Below are 19,324 nucleotides of genomic sequence, written 5' to 3' on the forward strand. Positions count from 1 at the left end.
TAAAAAACCATCTACCCGACAATGGTTCCGTACACCATTCCGGCGATGGTGGACAAGATCACGATGATTGTACAAAAAGTAGCAGTCTTTTTTGCGCCCATGATGCTGCCGATCACCAGCATGTTGGGTAACGACAGCGCCGGACCGGCCAGCAGAAGGGCCAGGGCCGGTCCCTTACCCATGCCGGCTCCTAAAAGCCCCTGCAGGATGGGTACTTCGGTCAGGGTGGCGAAATACATCAGGGCTCCGGCCACGGACGCCAGCAGATTGGCCCAAATGGAATTGCCGCCCAAAAGAGACGAAATCCATTGTTCCGGGATCAGTGCCGGATGACCGGGACGGCCCAGTAGAAAACCGGCAACGATTACCCCGCCGAAAAGCAGAGGGAAAATCTGTTTCATGAAGCCCCAGGTGGCTTCCACCCAGCTTTTGCACTCATCTTTGGTGAACCAGGCCTTGATCATTAATCCGAGGACAATCAGCAGGGCAATGGTGATGTACCACTTGACCGCAAAGATTGCGGGCCAAAGCCCGGTCGATCCGGAAGCCGGTTTGGCAAAGGCTGCAAAAACCAAAATCAACACCATGGTCAGAAGGTATAGACTGTCTTGCAACAGAGTTCTTTCTTTGGCCTCCTCGTCCGGCAGATAAATCTTACCAGCAGTGCGTGAGGCATCGTCTTTATGAAAAATCAGGGCCATGAGTAGACCGGTCACCACGGCAAAAATCACTGCGCCAACGGCCCTGGCAAAGCCGAGCTGCCAGCCGAGGATCTTGGCGGTCAAAGTGATGGCGAGCACGTTGATGGCAGGTCCAGAATAGAGAAAAGCCGTGGCCGGTCCGATCCCCGCCCCTCGTGTGTAGATTCCCGCAAACAGCGGCAGTACCGTACAGGAACATACCGCCAGGATGGTGCCGGATATCGAGGCTACAGAATAGGACAACAGCTTGGCGGCCTGAGCCCCGAAGTATTTGAGTACCGAGGCTTGGGAGACAAACACGGAAATGGCACCCGCAATGAAGAAAGCGGGAATCAAACAGGTAAGAACATGTTCCCGGGCATATTCCTGAAGCATCATAAACGCTTCCAGACCGGATTGACGGATCACCGGATGACTCCAGGGTACATAGTAAGCAACCAGAAAAACCCCTATGATCAATAGTAGCTTGGTACGTTCTTTCATTGCATTTCCTCCCAGAGTTGGCGGCCTGGTTCTCCTGCCGGAGGTATCGCGGGCCGCCATCTCATTTTTTAAAATAAAAATTTTAAATAAGGATAATAACTCGATTGTTTTTCATTAAACATTCCTTTGAGACTACTTTGTAATCCAGGCTATGACATCTTCTTTTTTGGGTACTTTTCCGGTACATTTCACCTCGCCGTCCACAATGACAGAGGGGGTTCCAAAGACGCCGTAAGAAGCAATCTGCATCATATCAGTCACTTTCTCCACGCTGGCGTCAAGTCCAGTCTCTTCCAATACTTCCTTGACCAGTTTTTCAGCTTTTACACATTTGGCGCATCCAGGTCCCAATACTTTGATTTCCATGTTTAAACTCCTTCAAGTTTGATTTGTTTGTTCAGTTCATCAACTATTTGATTTATTGAATCAGGTATCAGGCGAATTACTGATCCGCTGAAACCACCTTTATTTTCTCGTAAATATCTTTTGGTGTAACTTTGCTTTGTTCCTTGCACTATCTAAGCACTTCCCCGTTGTTTAAAAGCTGCTCAGCAACCCCAAAAGTTTATTATATAGGGTTGTAATATTGGAAAATAAAATGTCCGAACCATCGTAAAGCACCATGTTAAACAAATAACCCACAAACAAAATCCCGCAGGCGACAACACAGACAAATACGGCGATCAGTCTGGGTTTCAACACTTTTCTTAGAATCACCATCTCCGGCAGGGAGAGCGCAATAACACTCATCATGAATGCCAGGACAGACCCCAGTGACGCGCCTTTGCCTAAAAGCGCCTCTACTACGGGAATTATGCCGGCGGCATTGGAATACATGGGAACTCCGATAACCACGGACAGGGGCACAGACCACCATGTCCCTTTGCCCATAATGGACGCCATCATTCCTTCAGGCACAAATCCATGGATTCCTGCTCCCACTGCAATGCCGAGTATGACATAGATCCAGACCCGACCAATAATCTCTTTAACAGCATCCCAGCCGTAAATAAACCTGTCATTCCAGGTCAGTTTTTCCTCTTCCATTTCTGCTGCAGCCATATTGGCCTGGGTCACCCAGTCCTCAATGTGGTTTTCAAGTTTCAGACGCCCGATAACCCATCCAGCAGCAATGGCGATGAAAAGCCCGGTTCCCATGTATAGGGCCGCCACTTTCCACCCTAAAAGGCCGTATAAAAGACCCACGGCAATTTCATTAACCATGGGAGCGGCAATTAAAAAGGAGAACGTGACTCCAAGGGGCACCCCTGCGGTGACAAAGCCGATGAAAAGCGGTACAGCAGAACAGGAACAAAACGGGGTGATAATCCCCAGAAGGGCTGCAAAAATATTGCCTGCAAATTCACTTTTCCCGGAAAGAAAGGCACGGGTCTTCTCCGGGGTGAAAAAACTGCGGATAACGCCTACGCCAAAGACAACCAGAAAAAGCAGCATCATGACTTTCGGCGTATCATAAAGGAAAAATTCGATTGATTCCCCCAGGTGAGAACCCTTGCCGATTTGCAGCAGGCCGTATGTCAGCCATTTGGATAATTCCGGCAACTGCCGGTAAATCATCCACCACAGAACAACGCCGGCGGCTCCCATGAAAAAATTCAGCATTAATGCAGACTCGTTCTTTCGAACTAAACGGATATTCGATCTGTTTTTCATATTCACTCCACTATTTTTTTACATATATGTACTTGCTTAATTTTTTGATGCCTTATCAACAATACCATACCGATCGATATCCGGAAGAAGCTTAGTCAGTTCTTTAATCTGGCTGTCACTATCCAGCCAGTGTTTCAGATTTCCGATCATGCTGGCGGCAAATGGGGAGTCGTCGCCGTCCGATAAAACGTAATTCTATTGGGTAAACCTCCACCTCCGGTGGAGGACTCGAAAAGTTTGACAGTTCCGGGAGTTGAAAATAAACAACCTTCCTTAAGTTAGCCGCTCAAAGCTATTAAAGGAAGGTTGTATGAAAGATTATAAAAGTTTAAAGCATTCAAAGTGGTATTGCAAGTATCATGTGGTTTGGATTCCAAAATATCGGAAGAAAGTTATTTACGGGCAATTACGTCGGGAACTGGGGTCAATACTACATGGTTTGGCAAAACAAAAAGAATGCGAGATCGAAGAAGGACATTTGATGACAGACCATGTTCATATGCTGATCTCCATTCCACCCAAATTTGCCGTGGCTCAGGTAGTTGGGTTCATCAAGGGGAAAAGTGCTATTCAGATAGCACGTCAGTTTTGTGGTAAAAAAAGGAACTATAATGGTGAAAAATTTTGGGCCAGAGGTTATTTTGCATCAACAGTAGGAATCGACGAACAAACTGTTCGAGCATATATCCGGCATCAAGAAAAAGAGGATCAACGTTGCGAACAGATGAACTTGTTTGATTAAACCGCGCCTTTAGGCGCTTTTAAAAGACCGCTTTGAGCGGTTAACAATCAAGCCCCCAGTTTCACTGGGGGTCATGACTCACCCACAATCCATCCTTGAAGCTTTTGACCAGGTCCGCATCCTCAAGGATTTTTAAATGCTTGCTCGTGGTAGACTGGGCAATCCCCAGTAACTGTTGTATTTCACAGACACAGAAGGGACGCTTCTGGAGAATTTTCACCATTTTAACCCTGTTGGGATCGGATAATGCTTTCATGACTTTGATGAATGTTTTCATGACTGTATTCCCATCTATGCATCCTGCTGTGTTTTAAGTTTGGCTGTAGGTTTCAAGTGTCTACTCTTTAATTTTGTTTCCGCTGGAACAGATTCTACCGATTTTACTTTCCGCTTGATGGCCAAGGGCGGCGACCTCATTGCGCCATAACCTGCATTTTCCTTGAATCCGTAGTCAATGTCTGCAAGGTCTATGTTATTCTTCCAACGGTATTCTGTCTCACCATTGGTATGTTTTTCCTCCTACTTTTGCAAATCGTTAGATGTGAATATATAAATTCAGATCTCAATTGTCAAGCAATGGCCAAAAAATTTTTAACCGCTCAGGCTCACGCTTACCTGTCCTTCGCAAAAATTAATCCGTGATAAATTTGTTGAAAAAATATTCTCCTCTGTGGAGCGATTGAATGAAAGACCCTCTGCCAAATTCATTAAAAACGGCGGATTCAATGTGAAATATTTGATTGAGGTCTATTCTAACCACAGATCAGCAAAGACCGTTACATGCTTTTGATATCAGAACGATTTGAGTTTTCAGGCCACTTTCTTCCACTCGTATCGATGATGTAACCCACCAATGCGCGGCAAATCGATTATCTTACATTTACCGACAGGTCTGGGTTGAACTGGCCGACCGTTTGGCGTATTTTTTCCAAGGCTCAGATGCGTTCTGTCGTTATGATAATATTGGAAATACGCGCAAAGAATGTTTTTCAGATGTCCTTGGTTCAATACGATGACATGGTCTGCACATTCTCGCCTGATTGATCCGATTACCCGTTCAACAAACGGGTTTTGCCAAGGGCTGCGCGGAGCCGAGATCACTTCTTTGATGCCCATGTTTTTTACTCGATTGCGGAAGAAAACGCTATAGATCGAATCCCGATCCCGCATCAAATACTTCGGTGCCGTATCCCAGGGGAAGGCTTCCACAATCTGTTGGGTTGTCCACTCGGCCGTCGGATTTGAGGTTATACTGAAATGTACGACTTTGCGGCGGCTGTGGTTAAGGATCACCAGGACAAACAGAATATTAAGGGTGACTGTCGGAATAGTGAAAAAATCAATCGAACACTTATTGACATGATTTTTCAGAAAAGTCCGCCAAGTCTGAGACGGCTTTAAATTCGGCAGACGTCGGGGCATCAGGTTCGATACTGTTCGCTCGGAAACCTCAAACCCCAGCCTGAGCAATTCCCCATGAATCCTGGGCGCACCCCAGTTTGGATTAGCTGCAAGCCAGCCTCCTGACCAGATCACGAATTTCACGACTGACTTGAGGCCTTCCCGGGCCTTTGGATTTAAATTTCCAGAAAAGTTTGAAACCCTTACGATGCCAGTGGATAACCGTATCTGGCTTTACAATGATGAGAGATTTGCGCCAAGGAGTCCAAATTCGGGAAAGCAAAACCCAGAAGAGCTGATCCGCCATTCGAATTTTTAGCCGCTTGTTCGTCCTTTTCATTACGGCCAGTTGTTGGCGAAGCGCGAGGTTTTCGGCAGCAAGATTCAAAGTGACTTTGAGCTTCAGCTATATGAACAAAACAAGATTTCCAAATATTTTTAGCATGATTTTAACTTGACAGGCGCATGCAAATTTGTCAATACTTTCAGAAAGTACGAATACTTGCGAAGGACACGTAACGCAAATACCACCGAACATTTAGAAGAATAATCTCTTTTTCAAAATGACGCCACTTGAACGAATCTGTCGAATTCATCAATACATTTCCCCCGGTATTTGAGTTTGAGGAAATGCTTTTAACATGGATTCAGAATTCTTTGCAACAGAACCTTAAAAAGAACATTTATATCAAAATCCAGCCTCTAATTAAACGCTGGAAAAGCGACACTTATGTCTATTATGTATCGCCGAGAACATTGTGAATAAAGGCGTTAACTACTTCTGATATTAATAATGTCAGTTCAAATATTGGGGTTGATCATAAGATCGGCCATTCTCACTAACTCACCATTTTTATTCTACTTCTTGGCCTTGCAGGTAAAGGCATATTTTCAACAAGCCATTCAAACATGTTGATCGGTTTGTTTTCAAAAAATCGTTCTGCCGCAGTGGTCCCGTCAAGCCTTTTTAAATGGAAGTTATGAATTACCGTCAAACCCTTCATTTTTCGATCACTCAGGCGGTGCATTCCATGGTGATGCAAAGATAGTTGAGCATTTCGTCCTTCTACACAGGAACTTGATCTTTGAAAAAGTCCAGCACACTCCTTGGCAGTTCTTACCATAGAGTCGATTTCACAATCATCAAATCCGGAAAGAGGCCCGGTTTTGTCCTTCAAGACTGAAAGTAATTCCTGTGATTTTTGTCGAATTTTCCCTCTTTGTTCGGGGTCCGTCTCCTTTTGGGCAACTTTGTGGAGGTAAAAGCCCGGAATCAACCAGTTGTGCATTAATTCGCGTTGGTCATCAGTCAAAGCCATCTTGTTGACAAGCGATTCGACCATCCAAAAAAAAAATGCAATGGTTGCTGTCATCTTTTCGGTGACGCGCCAGGCCTTCTCAATTCGTTCCTTGCATCGATCTGCCAAGTCTTCTGTCTCTTCCCGGATTTAATTAAAACACCCTTTCAGTTGAATACTTACAGAGGCTGAGTCCCGCCTTGCACCTGTGAGAGAGTCGTAGGGATGATAAGCCGTGCTTATTTCCTTTCTTGCTTTTGAAACAGTTTCCCGGTTTCCCCTTGTCTTATCCAGAGAGGCTCTTGCTTCTTGTTCTTTTTTCTGACAAATGGAGATTCTTTTATCAAAGTCGGGATGCCTGCCAACGGGCCGTTTAACAAGGTTTTCAAAATCTTCTTTACTTTTCAGTGCCCCATGGACTGTCTTTTCACTTTTTTCATGTTCTTTTTCGGCCTTTCGGATTGCGGCAGAGAGTGGAGCTCCGGTTCCCCTGCTGATTTCATACATTACATGAAAAAGATCTGGGGAGTGATGGCCGTTCAGACCTTTGGTAACATGATAGATCAGTCCTTTCCCCTCATCGCTGGTACCCTGGAGAACCTTGACGGGGAGATTAGCAATCGCCTCGATCACCGCCTGGTTCCAGGTATCTCCCGAGCGATTCTTTTCATATCTTTCAAGGATGATATAGTTGGAGTCAGGCTCAATAGCCACAAGGCAGATCTGAGGATGAAAGGTTTCGTCTTCACACAGGGTGATCCGTTTTTCAGGCATCAGTATTGAAAGACGAGCTTTTTCCATATCACCGAACTGGCCTATCATGATGTCTATTTCATCCGAAATCTTTTGATGGGTGCCGTAGGATGAAGCCACAAAGCTTGATAATTGGGTTAACTCCAGGAAGTTAGATATATTCCGAAGGCTGGCACAACCTACCTTGGTGAATTCAAAATGGAGAGCCTGAATCAGGATATGTAAAAATTTAACCCCTGCCGGGCTCTCAAAAAAAGAGACCATGGACGGATCCGCATCAATTCGGTTCATACGGTTCAGCCAATTTTGGAGCGTCGTACGGGGAACACCGTTATCTTTAGCAAACTCCCGCTGGCTGAGTTTTTCTTTGTGGGTTTGAAAATCAATAATTTTCATGGAGACGTCGTCTCTATCCCACCTCTTTTTCAGATTTGCTTTTTGAGAAGACTCAGAGTATGTAATGGTCATGCTCGGTCTGTTGTTCCTTTATTTAGAATAGTTTTTGTTGGCGCAATATCTATTCTCAGACCGGGCTATTTTTGTCTATCTATTTTTCTCATAAATTTATTTTCTTTTGCTACCCCGTGGCCCATCTTATGATCAAGCCCGCTAAACCGATACTGGATGAATTCAAATTATGGCTTGATGTCATGGTTGAAGCCGCTCCACCAAAAAGTTTGCTGGGAAGGCTGTTAACTACGCCCTGAATCAATGGCATCGACTTATTGTCTATGCAGATACGGCATACGTCACTTTGGACAACAATATGGCGGAAAATACCATCCGTCCTTTTGTGATCGGCAGAAAGAACTGGCTGTTCTCAGCAAGTCCTGAAGGGGCCGCTGCCAGCGCAGCGTTATATAGCTTGATTGAAACCGCCAAGGCAAATGGACTTGAACCATATTGGTATCTTCGTTACCTCCTCGAAAAACTCCCCGATGCCATGACCGAAGACGATTATAAATCCCTGCTGCCTCAGTACCTCGACAGGGCCTCTCTTGCCGGTCCTCCTCATATCTCATGATTGACCGTACCTGACAAGATGCGGTTCATTAAGCGCTTACGGGAGAGCACCCTTTTTTGTCAAAAAAAAAGTATATAAATCCCGATCCCGCGTCAAATACTTCGATGCCGTATCCCAGGTGAAGGCCTCTACAGAAATTTGCCATAATGATAGAACCTGCGCCCAAGTGTATTCAGCCGGATCTGACAGTGGATTCCCTTTATTCCAACAAGCATATAGTGGAAATACCACTAATGTTAAAACATACGTTGAACAATGGCATCCGCTAAATTGACGTGCTGGGGATTTTCATCCAAATGTTTAATTGCACTCTATTTTGCTTGTTTTGAAGTATGTCTTGAAAATAATTTTTTTTGCATATAAGTTTCGAATATATTCCATCGCCAAGCTTTTTATTAAAAAACTTGAAACCTACAGGAGCGATCCAACATGAAAATGCACCCACTCGCCGGAGAAATAGCACCGAAATCTGTGCTGGCCAACATTCCAAGGCTCGTTTCATCCTACTACACCCATCAACCGGACGTTTCTAAGTCGAACCAGCAAGTCGTTTTCGGAACATCGGGCCACCGGGGCTCGTCACTAAAAAACAGTTTCAACCAAGATCACATTCTGGCCATCAGCCAGGCCCTTTGTGAATATCGAACATCCCAGCATATTGACGGGCCGCTCTTCATGGGTATAGATACCCATGCCCTCTCCGAACCGGCCCTGGCCAGCGCACTCGAAGTCTTTGCCGCTGCCGGTGTGACCGTCATGATCTCCAAGGGACTGGGCTATACGCCTACACCAGTCATTTCGCATGCCATCTTGACCTTCAATAAAAACAGACAGAAAGGCCTGGCCGACGGTGTGGTCATCACCCCCTCCCATAATCCCCCTGAAGATGGCGGGTTCAAATACAATCCTCCCCATGGCGGGCCGGCGGGTAATGAGATCACCCAGCGCATTGCTGACAGGGCTAACCAAATCCTGGAAAATGGTCCGGATCAGGTCAAACGAATGTCTTTTGAAAAAGCGCTCAAAGCCGATACGACCCACGAATATGACTACATAACCCCCTATGTGGCGGATCTTGCCAACGTGGTCGACATGGAGGTGATCGCCGAATCCGGGCTCACGCTTGGTGTGGATCCCCTGGGAGGGGCCGCCGTACACTACTGGGCGCCCATTGCCGAACGCTACGGGCTTTCCCTTGAGATCATCAACCCGTTCGTGGATCCTACTTTTGCGTTCATGACCCTGGACAAAGACGGTAAAATCCGCATGGACTGTTCTTCACCCTTTGCCATGCAGGGGCTGATCAAACTCAAAGATAAATTTGACATCGCTTTTGGCAATGATACGGATGTCGATCGCCACGGGATTGTCACCAAAAGCGCCGGACTGCTCAATCCCAATCATTATCTATCTGTGGCGATATGGTACCTGTTTCAAAACAGACCCGACTGGAGTCAATCGGCCGCCGTGGGTAAAACACTGGTATCCACCTCAATGATCGACCGGGTCACGACGCATCTTGGGAGAAAGTTGTCTGAAGTGCCCGTGGGCTTTAAATGGTTCGTGGATGGACTGATGAGTGCTGAAATCGGTTTCGGCGGCGAAGAAAGCGCCGGGGCGTCGTTTTTGCGCAGGGACGGCTCGGTGTGGACCACGGATAAGGACGGCATTATCATGGATCTTTTAGCCGCTGAAATCATGGCCAAAACCGGCAAAAATCCGGGTGAAATATACACGTCGCTCGAGGAACAATTTGGTACTTGTGTTTATGAGCGTATCGATGCCCCGGCAACTGCCGAACAAAAGGCGGTTTTAACGAAACTCTCCCCCGAAACAATTACCGCCAAGGAACTGGCCGGAGAGCCGATCCTGGCCAAACATACCCGCGCACCGGGCAATCAAGCCCCTTTGGGGGGGCTAAAAGTGGTCACGGAAAACGGCTGGTTCGCCGCCCGACCATCCGGCACCGAAGATATTTATAAAATTTACACCGAAAGTTTCAAAGACAAGACGCACCTGCAACGTATTCAGCAAGAGGCTCAGACCATTGTCAGTGCGGCATTTCAAGTGGCGGGTGTTTAAAAAGAAGTTAAGACCGATGAAACCTTCGGCTATCGTCTTAAGGGTTTGAACTGTCCCAACATTACTCCAATGAAAGAGAACCTTACGATGAAGAGGTTGTTGGCTGTTATTTTTTTTACCACGGAAACCTGGCGAATGCATTCGGGCGATAAAAATGGCGCTTCGCTCTGCTTTTTTTGCCGCAGGTAATTTGCGACGTTCAGCAGTGGCAAAAAATATATTGCCGGGCGCAAAGGGAGAGGAGGTGACATTGAGAGCAATTGAGTAACGGAAGAACACATAATTTAAAACATCTTTAATGCTTTCACAAAAAAATTAAAACTCGACTATCAAGTGTTTCATATAACAGCCATGGGCTGACTTGGTCTATCAATACCGAGGTTCAACCCACAACAAAGCATGAAAGTAATTCAGCAACTTATTGGAACTTTCATATAAAAAAAATAGACTTATATTAATTAACATTTTTACAACTCTAACAAAAAGCATGCTGTCTTGGCATTATTCTTAATAACCTATTATAATATCAAATTTTTATATTTTAAAAATATTTTTTACCTACGAAAACGCTCACTTCCAAGGCTTGTGGTTACAGGGTTGAAAAAAAACTTGATAGTCGAGTAAAAAGGAGATTTGGTTATGAATAAAAGAAATACAATATGTTTACTCATGGTTTTGTTTTTCGTTGCAGTTGTAACTTGCCAAGCCAACGCAGACCCCATATTGCTTGATATTGGCGCAACAGGTCAGGACATTCAAAATGGCTGGACAGGATTAACAAATGAAAATTCAATATCTGTTGCCAGTGATTTTGCAGCTATAGGTAATATGGTATCGATTGATATTGGTGTAAATCAATATAGAAACCGGGGAGACATCAGCAGTGATCCTTTAGGTGACGTCATAGAGGATTTTGGTTTTATCGGAAGTGATTCTACTTCAATTATTTTTAGTAATCTGGCGGCAGGCGATTATCAGTTAACTGGATATCACAATGATCTTTATTTTTCCGGACAATTTAAATTTTCTGCCTCGAGCATTACTGGAGTTACTATTTCAGATCTCTCCAATGCACAAAATATCATTTCCGGAACCACAACACCAGTTACGAGTTTAGTTACTTTTTCAAGCAACGGAACAACCGACGTTGAACTGTTTTTTTCAAAGGCTGCAGCTAATAGTGTTGGTATTGTATTTAACGGCTTGGAACTTGATAGGACCGTTAGCCCAGTTCCAGAACCATCCACACTAAGCCTCCTTGGCACTTGCATGATTGGCCTGATCGTTTTCGGTCGACGTAAAAGAATCTGCTAAGGTTATTGGTGACCCGCCAGGGTCGGCCTTTCCTTTTCACCGTTATCAAAGTGGCCGGCCTTGGATTTCTGGACTCCACATTCGGGGCTTCCCGGCAAGCGACACTGGACACTGCCGGCACCGAATTTGTCAACATGTCTGCCGATATTTCAGCAACTCGGGTACGGTTGTGATGAGCGTTACCTCCAGCGATGCCCCCAATTCGGACACCTTGGCGTCGGCGGGTACTGAAATAGTCGAGACGGTTACGCCGGGGTTCACGGATGGTGAAGTGGTCAAGACCAAGTTACAGACCGGAGTCGACCTAAACGGTGCAGTATCCATCATTCCAACGACCCTCTGTCCCGGTAAAGGTTCTTTTCCCGATGCTGATTGTTTGATCAAATATGGTGCGGAAGATCTGTTTCTCCTGTTCGGCAAAGGTGTTCGTCAGTCGGGCGACACCGCAGCCACCTGCGTCTTGAGTGGTCCGGCCCAGAAGTGGAAGGAAGCCCAGATCAAAGATATTGGCTTTGGGCATTTCGATGGTCTGGCCACGACCAGCCGCGTTTCTTTGGTGAGCTTCCCTTCAAGGGTAAATCCACCCCTGGTGGACTATCAGACCGGGGCAATCACGGCGAGCGATTTGAATTTTCCTTTACAGTCCATTGAAAACTACATTGGCTACTACTTCCAAACCCAATCGCTTTGGCCGGTTCTTGACCACGAATTCAAAGTTGGGCCGAAAGATATTGTCAATCAACTGATCACGGATTTTAGTAAACCCACACCAGTGGCCTACACGCTCGCCATCTTCAAGATGCCGGGGTACAAAGAGGGCCATTCCATCGCACCTTACGGCGTGGAAACGGTGAATGCCACTGAGTCACGCATTATCGTGTATGACAACAACTTCCCCAAACAGCGCCAGTATATCACCGTCGACATGGCGGCCAACACCTGGCGCTACGTAACAGCATCCACACCCGGCGAACCGTCCGATGTCTACTTTGACACGGCGAGTGGGAAAACCTCTGGTGGTTTGAGTATCCTGCCCACCAACGCCGGCTTACGGGCTGCCGCCACTGGCATGGTGGCGGGGACTCTCACCTTTCAATCTTCCGGTGAGGGGGCTATCCTGGTTGAAAATGACGAGGGCCAGGCCACCGGCTATGCCTTCGACATCGAAGAAGACATCAACGAAATCCCAGATGCCGAGCTGTTCTACTTCAAAGGCGAGCTATGCTTCGATGTTCTACCCCGCATCAAGGTACCTTTTTTCGAAGCCGATGATACCCTCTATTCGGTCTTCATCAGCGGTAAGAAAATCGACGATATCGCCCAGGGCTCGCTGACGATAACGGGTGCAGGATTTGCAATCGGCGTGAACGACGTCAACCTCGTCCCCGACGAATTCTTTGAATTTAAGCTTAACCCCGATGGCGACCACATCTCCTTTACGGCCACGGAGACGGGAGAGACTCCCAGGCATTTATATCTCCTACGATCATATCTCCGACGACGATCCGAGCATCATCTTTGACGTAGAGGGTGTAACCCTCCATGCAGGTGAGACGGTTTGGCTGGATCTCGAACCTGATCAAGAACGCATCTACGTTGAGGATACGGGTGCAGAGGATTAGCAGTTCGACATCACCATGACCATGATCTGGCCCAATGGCAATGAGGAAGAGTACACCGAGATGATCCATATCCCGGCAGGCTCCTCGAACGCTTTCATCGACTTTGGCGCCTAGGACGGTCTGGGTGACCCGGCCATCTACATCGATGATGTCTTGCAAAATTCGTTGATCAACCATCGTCTCAAGTTGGAAAGCGCGACCGGCACCTATGATTTCCCCCCCCCCCCCCCGGCCTAATGCGCCGGCCGGTGTCTACCACCTTCGGCGGCAACGCGGATGATATCATCGACGGCGGCAGAGGAGCTGATGTCATTTACTGTGGTAACGGTTCGGACTACCTGGATGGGAACTCCGGCGCTGATATTCTCCGTGGTGATCAAGACGATGACGATCTGTTTGGCGGTTTAGGCCAAGACCAACTTTTTGGCAACAACGGCAATGATAATCTTGATGGTGGTAAAGCCAAGGACTTCTGCGACGGTGGTCGAGGCGACGATGGGATCGTTAATTGCGAAAGCACACATTGATACATTGACAAACTAAAAACCTGTCGGACTTTCCTGTTTTAAAAAAAATGGGCTCCCAATTTGATCTGTGTTTCAAAGAAAAATATTTAGCAGGGGCAACCGGGTTCAATTTTTACAAATCTTGGTCTGAAATTACTTAAGTCAGACAGGTGCTTATGATTTACATTAAAGGCGCCCTATAAGTCCTTAGACCAAGCAGGAATACATTTTGCGGCAACAAATAGCAACGGCCCAACCCGATAGTCAGGTTGGGCCGTTCTTATTTTAAAATCAATTATAGCGTTACTAACATTGGATACGCATACTTAAATCAACAGAAACAGACTGATGGGTGAGCGCGCCGCAGGAAATAATATCCACGCCGGTTCCAGCGATGGCGTTTAAAGTCTGCAAACTGACATTACCCGAAGCTTCAACCACGGCGCGCTTTCCGATCAACGTCACGGCTTTAGTCATGGTATCGATGTCCATATTGTCGAGCATGATCACATCTGCCTGGGCATCGAGGGCCTGCTGCACCTCGACCATATCCGAGACTTCCACTTCCACCTTCATTAGATGGGAAGCCCTGGCCCGGACACGGGAAACGGCTGCCGCAATGGAACCGGCAGCCGCAATATGGTTGTCCTTGATCAGAATGCCGTCATACAGGGCAAATCTATGATTAAATCCTCCCCCTGCCCTGACAGCATCTTTTTCGATTTTTCGCCATCCAGGGGTCGTTTTTCTTGTATCCACCAGCCTGACTTTTGGGTTATCCAAGGCATCGACAAACTCTCGTGTTAAGGTTGCAATGCCGGAAAGCCGTTGCAAAAAATTTAACGCCACACGTTCTGCCGTCAAAAGAGAGCGAATATCGCCGGTTATGGTAAAAATCACATCATCTTTTTTAATGATGTCTGAATCATCAAAATGAACTTTGCATTCCATGGAAGGATCTACAGCATAGAACACCTTTTTTGCCACATCTGTTCCTGCCAGGATAAAGTCCTGCTTTGCAATAATGATGGCGGTTTTTTCCTGGGGATAAAGGAAAATACTTTCCGTGGTCACATCCCCAAAACAGGTATCTTCAAAAAGTGCCAGCCGAATGATCTGTTTTGTCATATCCATGTATATACGTTTTCAATCCTGTTTCAGATTTTTGACCCGATCCAAGTTCACCGTAATCTTATCCTGGGTTTCCTTAAGCTCTTCATGTTGTGCTTTGACCTTCTCAATGACATTTTCCGGGGCTTTTTCAAGGAAACTGTCATTATTCAGCCGTTTCTGGATGCCATTCAACTCTTTGGTGTTTTTCTCCAGCTCCTTTTCAAGACGGCTGATTTCCTTGTCAAAATCAATTACGCCCTCAAGACAGACATAGCAGGTGGTGGCTCCTGAAACCGTTGTAGCTGAGGATTCAGGCGGATTATCTGCTTCGCAGAAAGACAGATTCTCAAGGGTTGCAAGATTGATAACGACAGATTTATTTTCGGCAATCAACAATTTTTCCGCCTTTTCTGCCGTGGTGGCCAGGACCTTAACCTTAGTCGAGGGCTGGATATTCATCTCGGATCTGACATTGCGGATCCCCGATATCAAAGAAAACAGAAATTCCATCTCTTTTTCACAGGCCGGATCTTTGAACTTTTTGAAGTCATCGTCATTATATGGAAATGTCGCCTTCATGACAGAGCCGCTTGTGCCCGGAAGAATATTATAAATTTCTTCGGTCACAAAGGGCATGAAGGGATGCAACATGATAATAATATCTTCGAGCACTTTTGCCAGAACACCACGGGCAGCGTCACGGTGTTCGGCCCCTAATTTTTCATATAAGGCAGGCTTGGCAGCTTCAAGATACCAGTCGCAGAATTCATGCCATACGAACTGATAAACGGTAGAAGCGGCTTCATTGAACCGGTATTCCTCAATCCCCTGTTTAACGGCCAAAGATGTTTCAGCGCATCTAGACAGAATCCAGCGGTCCGTCAGGGTCAAGTCAAGATCATCTGTCAGTGCGTCTTTTTCCGTAATGTGCATCAGGGTGAATCTGGCAGCATTCCATAGCTTGTTAACAAAATTTCTGTACCCTTCCACCCTTGATTCGGACATTTTAACGTCTCTGCCCTGGGCCGCAAAAGCAGCCAGCGTAAACCTGAACGCATCGGCTCCGTATTCATCAATCACCTTAAGCGGATCAATGACATTGCCCTTGGACTTAGACATTTTTTTGCCGTGTTCATCCCTGACCAAAGCATGAATATAAACATCCTTGAACGGAATTTCATCGTCCATGAAATGGATACCCATCATCATCATTCTGGCAACCCAGAAAAACAAAATATCAAACCCTGTGACCAGGACATTAGTCGGATAAAAGGTTTTCAAAAGATCTGTTTTTTCAGGCCACCCCATGGTGGAGAAGGGCCAGAGCGCCGAAGAAAACCAAGTATCGAGGACATCGGTTTCCTGGACAATATTTTTGGAGCCACACTCGGGGCAGGTATCAGGATCCGTCTCTTCAACAATAACGGCCTTGCATTCCGGGCATTTCCATACAGGGATGCGGTGGCCCCACCAGATCTGCCGGGAGATGCACCAGTCCCTGATATTGTCCATCCACTCAAAATAAGTTTTTGACCAGTTATCAGGAATAATTCTGGTTCTGCCGTCCCGTACAGCCTGGGATGCTTTTGCAGCCAACGGTCCAACCTTGACAAACCATTGTTTGGAAATGGAAGGCTCAACATCTGTATGGCAGCGATAACAATTACCAACACTGTGCTTCAAGGGTTCTTTTTTCTCAAGCAATCCCAGATCTTCAAGCGCTTCAACCGCTTTTTTGCGGCATTCAAACCGGTCAAGACCGGCAAAACGCCCTGCCCCTTCCATCATTACGCCCGCATCATCAATGACCTTTAATTTTTTCAGGTCGTGTTTTTCGCCCAGATGAAAATCATTGGGATCATGGGCCGGGGTGACTTTCAGGGCTCCGGTACCAAACTGGGTATCCACATATTCATCCCGGATAATGGGAATGACCCGGTCTGTCAGGGGCAATTGAACTTCTGTTTCCCCAAGGTCCTTGAACCGTTCGTCTTCGGGGTTGACTGCCACGGCCATATCCCCAAACAGGGTTTCAGGCCGGGTGGTGGCAACGGTCAGCCCTTTTTTCTGGCTGTTTTTGAACGGGTAGCGGATATAATAAAGGAAACCGTCCTTTTCTTCGTATTCAACCTCAAGGTCTGCAAGTGCAGTCTTGCACCTGGGACACCAGTTAATGATATACTGGCCTTCATAGATCAGGCCTTCCTTATACAGGCGGACAAATACCTTGCGCACCGCCTCGGACAATCCCTCATCCATGGTAAAGCGTTCCCGGTCCCAGTCACAGGATGCACCAAGGCGCTTGAGCTGGTTGATAATGGCACCACCTGATTTTTCCCGCCATCTCCAGACTTCCTCAATAAAGGCTTCACGCCCGACTTGATCACGGTTCTTGCCTTCGGCAGCCAGTTTACGTTCCACCACATTCTGGGTGGCGATTCCGGCGTGATCAGTTCCCGGCATCCATAGAACATTCTGCCCCAAAAGCCTTCTATATCTGCACATGATATCCTGGATCACGTTGTTCAGCGCATGACCCATATGAAGCACGCCAGTGACGTTGGGCGGTGGAATCACAATTGAAAAGGGGGGGCTGTCACTTTTGTCTTCAGCTTTGAAAAATCCGTTTTCAAGCCAGAACGAATACCATTTTTCTTCAATCTCTTTTGGTGAATATCCTTTGTCCAGGGAATCCGAACACATAATTCAACTCCTCAAACCCTTTTAATATGACAACCCTTTATTATAAATGTAGGGGCTGTGTCATGTTTTGTCATGAACCGCCACGCGTTTTTAAAAAAACCACAGCAGTCCAAGGCCAGTTAATGAAAAACGGGGATTGAATCAATCCCCGCCACGTTAATAAAAATTTTTAAAAATTAAGTCAATCGTTTAATCAAGCTTAACCAATATCATCAAGATCTTTTTTAAGTCCTGCTTTAATATCTTCTATTTCACGCTTGATTACCTTTTCCGTTACTTCAAAAAGAATTTTTTCAATAATTTCAGAAAATTTTTTCTCTATAAGTTTTTCAAGAACAGCCTCTATGTCCACCCGGTCCAGTGGCGGGATGATATTTTCACCATTTTTTCGGCCCAAAGAGACATCTTCGGAACCTAACGCTCCCGGATCAGAGGCTTGTTGGGTCAGTTCAATGACGTCCTGATCTTTTGGGGATGATTCTTCGGTGACCACATCAATCAGCTCAATAATATCATCATCATAATCTTGAACCATAAAATCCTCATTTCGTCCTGATTTTAAAGCGTTTTATTTTATTTTTACGAGACTAAAAATTTATCAGAGCAGATATAAAGTGTCAACAACTTATGCTTTCTTTACAGGGTCAACGCATGTAAACATTCTGAGTATGGTCTTGTTATGCCAGCCATCATCTTCTATCCGAACACCACATCCTGCAAAGATTGTTTATTCATTGCAGTTTCCAAAGAAATGCGCGGTATCAATCTGCTTCATTTGGATTTTGATTGAAAAATTGGGGTCTGTCCTCGAATTTCCATGTCCCCGAATTTCCCAACTTTTAAGCATACGCGTCCCAAAGAAAAATAATTTTTCGCATAAAAGATTGCCTCCTTAATATTGTTTTTTTTATGTTATTCTCACTTGCAAAATTTATTGATACATTTTTCCGTCATGATTTAACCAACCGCCTTCATGCTGCCCATTGGGGTCATGGTGAGTCCAGTGAATAACCCCACCCTTTGAATTCCACTCGTACTGGCCATAGAAATTTACATGATCATCGACTTTTAGGAATTGAATTTTTGGCGCAAGATCAATGTTGTGTGCAATTAGTAGCGTCTGATTGGAGTTCAATTTGAGAATAAAACGTTGGTGCCTGCTTCCTTTGTTATCATCTGGTAGAATTTTGATAACTTTACCTGATCCACCAATTTGAACACCACTAATTTTATTTTCAAAGACATTTTTTAGCGCTTTATCGCTTGTAGAAAATGTTGTATTTGTAAAAGGAAGAAATGCTTTTATTGAGCTTATGGAAAAACTATCATGAGATAGGGACACTATTGCATATGCCCCAATACAAATTAAAAGTATTATAATAAATTTTTTCATTTCAACTACCCTAAATGAGTAATGACATAAAGTGATTCTGTGGCTTCTACATATCTTTTATATTCATTTATCTAACGGGATAACATCCGAAAAGTAGGCCACCGACATCATATCTCAAATCGAAACCGTACGTGTCCCCAAGGGCGCAAAGCATACGGCGGCCAACCGGAAATGGGCGAATCCAAAGGGGATGCCGATAATAGTCAGACAAAGACTGACCCCGGCTATGATGTGTGAGATGGCCAGCCAGATACCCGCAAAGATGATCCACAAAATATTCGCTAGCGTCGTACCGGTTATCACGTCTTCGCCCACAGCCCTGGCATCCACAAGTGTCTTGCCATAGGGAAAGGCGGCAAATCCTGCAATTCTGAACGCAGCCCAGCCAAAGGGAATGCCCACAACCGTGAGCATCAGAATACAGCCGGTAAGAATCCATAAAAGGCCTGCAGCCCATCCCCCGCCAAGTACAAACCAGAGCAAATTCAATAAAAAAGTCATCATTCCTCCTGATA

General features: G+C 45.8%; 17 protein-coding genes and 2 pseudogenes. 7 read left to right on the forward strand and 12 right to left on the reverse strand.

Going from position 1 to position 19,324, the window contains the following annotated elements; translation table 11 throughout:
- Window positions 1-11: 11 nt before the first annotated feature.
- The 3 genes from EYB58_RS19490 to EYB58_RS19500 all read right to left on the reverse strand — a co-directional run bounded on the left by EYB58_RS19490 (window position 12) and on the right by EYB58_RS19500 (window position 2,858).
- The gene (locus tag EYB58_RS19490; protein WP_111960765.1) at window positions 12-1,184 is read right to left on the reverse strand and encodes a permease; all 1,173 of its coding nucleotides are present in this window, start codon (window positions 1,182-1,184) and stop codon (window positions 12-14) included.
- 132 nt (window positions 1,185-1,316) lie between these two features.
- Window positions 1,317-1,550: a thioredoxin family protein gene (locus EYB58_RS19495; RefSeq protein ID WP_111960767.1), complete on the reverse strand. Its 234-nt coding sequence runs from the start codon at window positions 1,548-1,550 to the stop codon at window positions 1,317-1,319.
- Window positions 1,551-1,721: 171 nt separating this feature from the next.
- Window positions 1,722-2,858 carry a permease gene (locus EYB58_RS19500; RefSeq protein WP_278186260.1) on the reverse strand — a complete coding sequence of 379 codons (1,137 nt, stop codon included), beginning with the start codon at window positions 2,856-2,858 and terminating at the stop codon, window positions 1,722-1,724.
- A 310-nt stretch (window positions 2,859-3,168) separates the two neighbouring features.
- Between EYB58_RS19500 and tnpA the strand changes: the two genes are divergently transcribed.
- Window positions 3,169-3,600, forward strand: a complete 432-nt coding sequence (gene tnpA, locus EYB58_RS19510) for an IS200/IS605 family transposase (RefSeq protein WP_131071986.1) — start codon at window positions 3,169-3,171, stop codon at window positions 3,598-3,600.
- Window positions 3,601-3,673: 73 nt separating this feature from the next.
- On the opposite strand, the pseudogene EYB58_RS19515 reads toward tnpA, so the two are convergent.
- The 4 genes and pseudogenes from EYB58_RS19515 to EYB58_RS19530 form a co-directional block, all read right to left on the reverse strand.
- Window positions 3,674-3,877: pseudogene (locus EYB58_RS19515) on the reverse strand (ArsR/SmtB family transcription factor); the annotation flags it as partial.
- A 533-nt stretch (window positions 3,878-4,410) separates the two neighbouring features.
- Window positions 4,411-5,145, reverse strand: a complete 735-nt coding sequence (locus tag EYB58_RS19520) for an integrase core domain-containing protein (RefSeq protein ID WP_242637444.1) — start codon at window positions 5,143-5,145, stop codon at window positions 4,411-4,413.
- Window positions 5,146-5,840: 695 nt separating this feature from the next.
- Window positions 5,841-6,428 carry a DUF6399 domain-containing protein gene (locus EYB58_RS19525; protein WP_131072124.1) on the reverse strand — a complete coding sequence of 196 codons (588 nt, stop codon included), beginning with the start codon at window positions 6,426-6,428 and terminating at the stop codon, window positions 5,841-5,843.
- A gap of 21 nt (window positions 6,429-6,449) precedes the next feature.
- Complete coding sequence (locus tag EYB58_RS19530) at window positions 6,450-7,520, reverse strand: hypothetical protein (RefSeq protein WP_131072000.1); 1,071 nt, start codon at window positions 7,518-7,520, stop codon at window positions 6,450-6,452.
- Between the two features lie 146 nt (window positions 7,521-7,666).
- Between EYB58_RS19530 and EYB58_RS19535 the strand changes: the two are divergent.
- The 6 genes and pseudogenes from EYB58_RS19535 to EYB58_RS19555 form a co-directional block, all read left to right on the forward strand.
- A pseudogene (locus EYB58_RS19535) lies at window positions 7,667-8,076 on the forward strand (IS66 family transposase); the annotation flags it as partial.
- Between the two features lie 429 nt (window positions 8,077-8,505).
- Window positions 8,506-10,158: a phosphoglucomutase (alpha-D-glucose-1,6-bisphosphate-dependent) gene (gene pgm, locus EYB58_RS19540; protein ID WP_111959304.1), complete on the forward strand. Its 1,653-nt coding sequence runs from the start codon at window positions 8,506-8,508 to the stop codon at window positions 10,156-10,158.
- A gap of 639 nt (window positions 10,159-10,797) precedes the next feature.
- A complete protein-coding gene (locus EYB58_RS19545; protein ID WP_111959306.1) occupies window positions 10,798-11,472 on the forward strand; it encodes a PEP-CTERM sorting domain-containing protein in 675 nt (224 codons plus the stop codon).
- A gap of 8 nt (window positions 11,473-11,480) precedes the next feature.
- A complete protein-coding gene (locus EYB58_RS23365) occupies window positions 11,481-11,645 on the forward strand; it encodes a hypothetical protein (protein WP_163354534.1) in 165 nt (54 codons plus the stop codon).
- Window positions 11,645-12,994 (forward strand): hypothetical protein, encoded by a 1,350-nt coding sequence (locus EYB58_RS19550; RefSeq protein WP_111959308.1) that lies wholly within the window; start codon window positions 11,645-11,647, stop codon window positions 12,992-12,994. The genes EYB58_RS23365 and EYB58_RS19550 overlap by 1 nt, the downstream gene beginning before the upstream one ends.
- A gap of 348 nt (window positions 12,995-13,342) precedes the next feature.
- Window positions 13,343-13,621: a calcium-binding protein gene (locus tag EYB58_RS19555; protein ID WP_131072125.1), complete on the forward strand. Its 279-nt coding sequence runs from the start codon at window positions 13,343-13,345 to the stop codon at window positions 13,619-13,621.
- Between the two features lie 285 nt (window positions 13,622-13,906).
- Here EYB58_RS19555 and nadC read toward each other — a convergent pair whose 3' ends face one another.
- The 5 genes from nadC to EYB58_RS19580 all read right to left on the reverse strand — a co-directional run bounded on the left by nadC (window position 13,907) and on the right by EYB58_RS19580 (window position 19,313).
- Window positions 13,907-14,734, reverse strand: a complete 828-nt coding sequence (gene nadC / locus EYB58_RS19560; protein WP_111959312.1) for a carboxylating nicotinate-nucleotide diphosphorylase — start codon at window positions 14,732-14,734, stop codon at window positions 13,907-13,909.
- Between the two features lie 12 nt (window positions 14,735-14,746).
- A complete protein-coding gene (locus tag EYB58_RS19565; RefSeq protein ID WP_111959314.1) occupies window positions 14,747-17,416 on the reverse strand; it encodes a valine--tRNA ligase in 2,670 nt (889 codons plus the stop codon).
- Between the two features lie 199 nt (window positions 17,417-17,615).
- Window positions 17,616-17,951 carry a hypothetical protein gene (locus EYB58_RS19570; protein ID WP_111959316.1) on the reverse strand — a complete coding sequence of 112 codons (336 nt, stop codon included), beginning with the start codon at window positions 17,949-17,951 and terminating at the stop codon, window positions 17,616-17,618.
- Between the two features lie 396 nt (window positions 17,952-18,347).
- A complete protein-coding gene (locus EYB58_RS19575; protein ID WP_111959318.1) occupies window positions 18,348-18,809 on the reverse strand; it encodes a DUF3465 domain-containing protein in 462 nt (153 codons plus the stop codon).
- A gap of 114 nt (window positions 18,810-18,923) precedes the next feature.
- The gene (locus EYB58_RS19580; RefSeq protein WP_242637445.1) at window positions 18,924-19,313 is read right to left on the reverse strand and encodes a YccF domain-containing protein; all 390 of its coding nucleotides are present in this window, start codon (window positions 19,311-19,313) and stop codon (window positions 18,924-18,926) included.
- Window positions 19,314-19,324: the final 11 nt, after the last annotated feature.

It is taken from the genome of Desulfobacter hydrogenophilus, from assembly GCF_004319545.1.
Lineage (GTDB): Bacteria > Desulfobacterota > Desulfobacteria > Desulfobacterales > Desulfobacteraceae > Desulfobacter > Desulfobacter hydrogenophilus.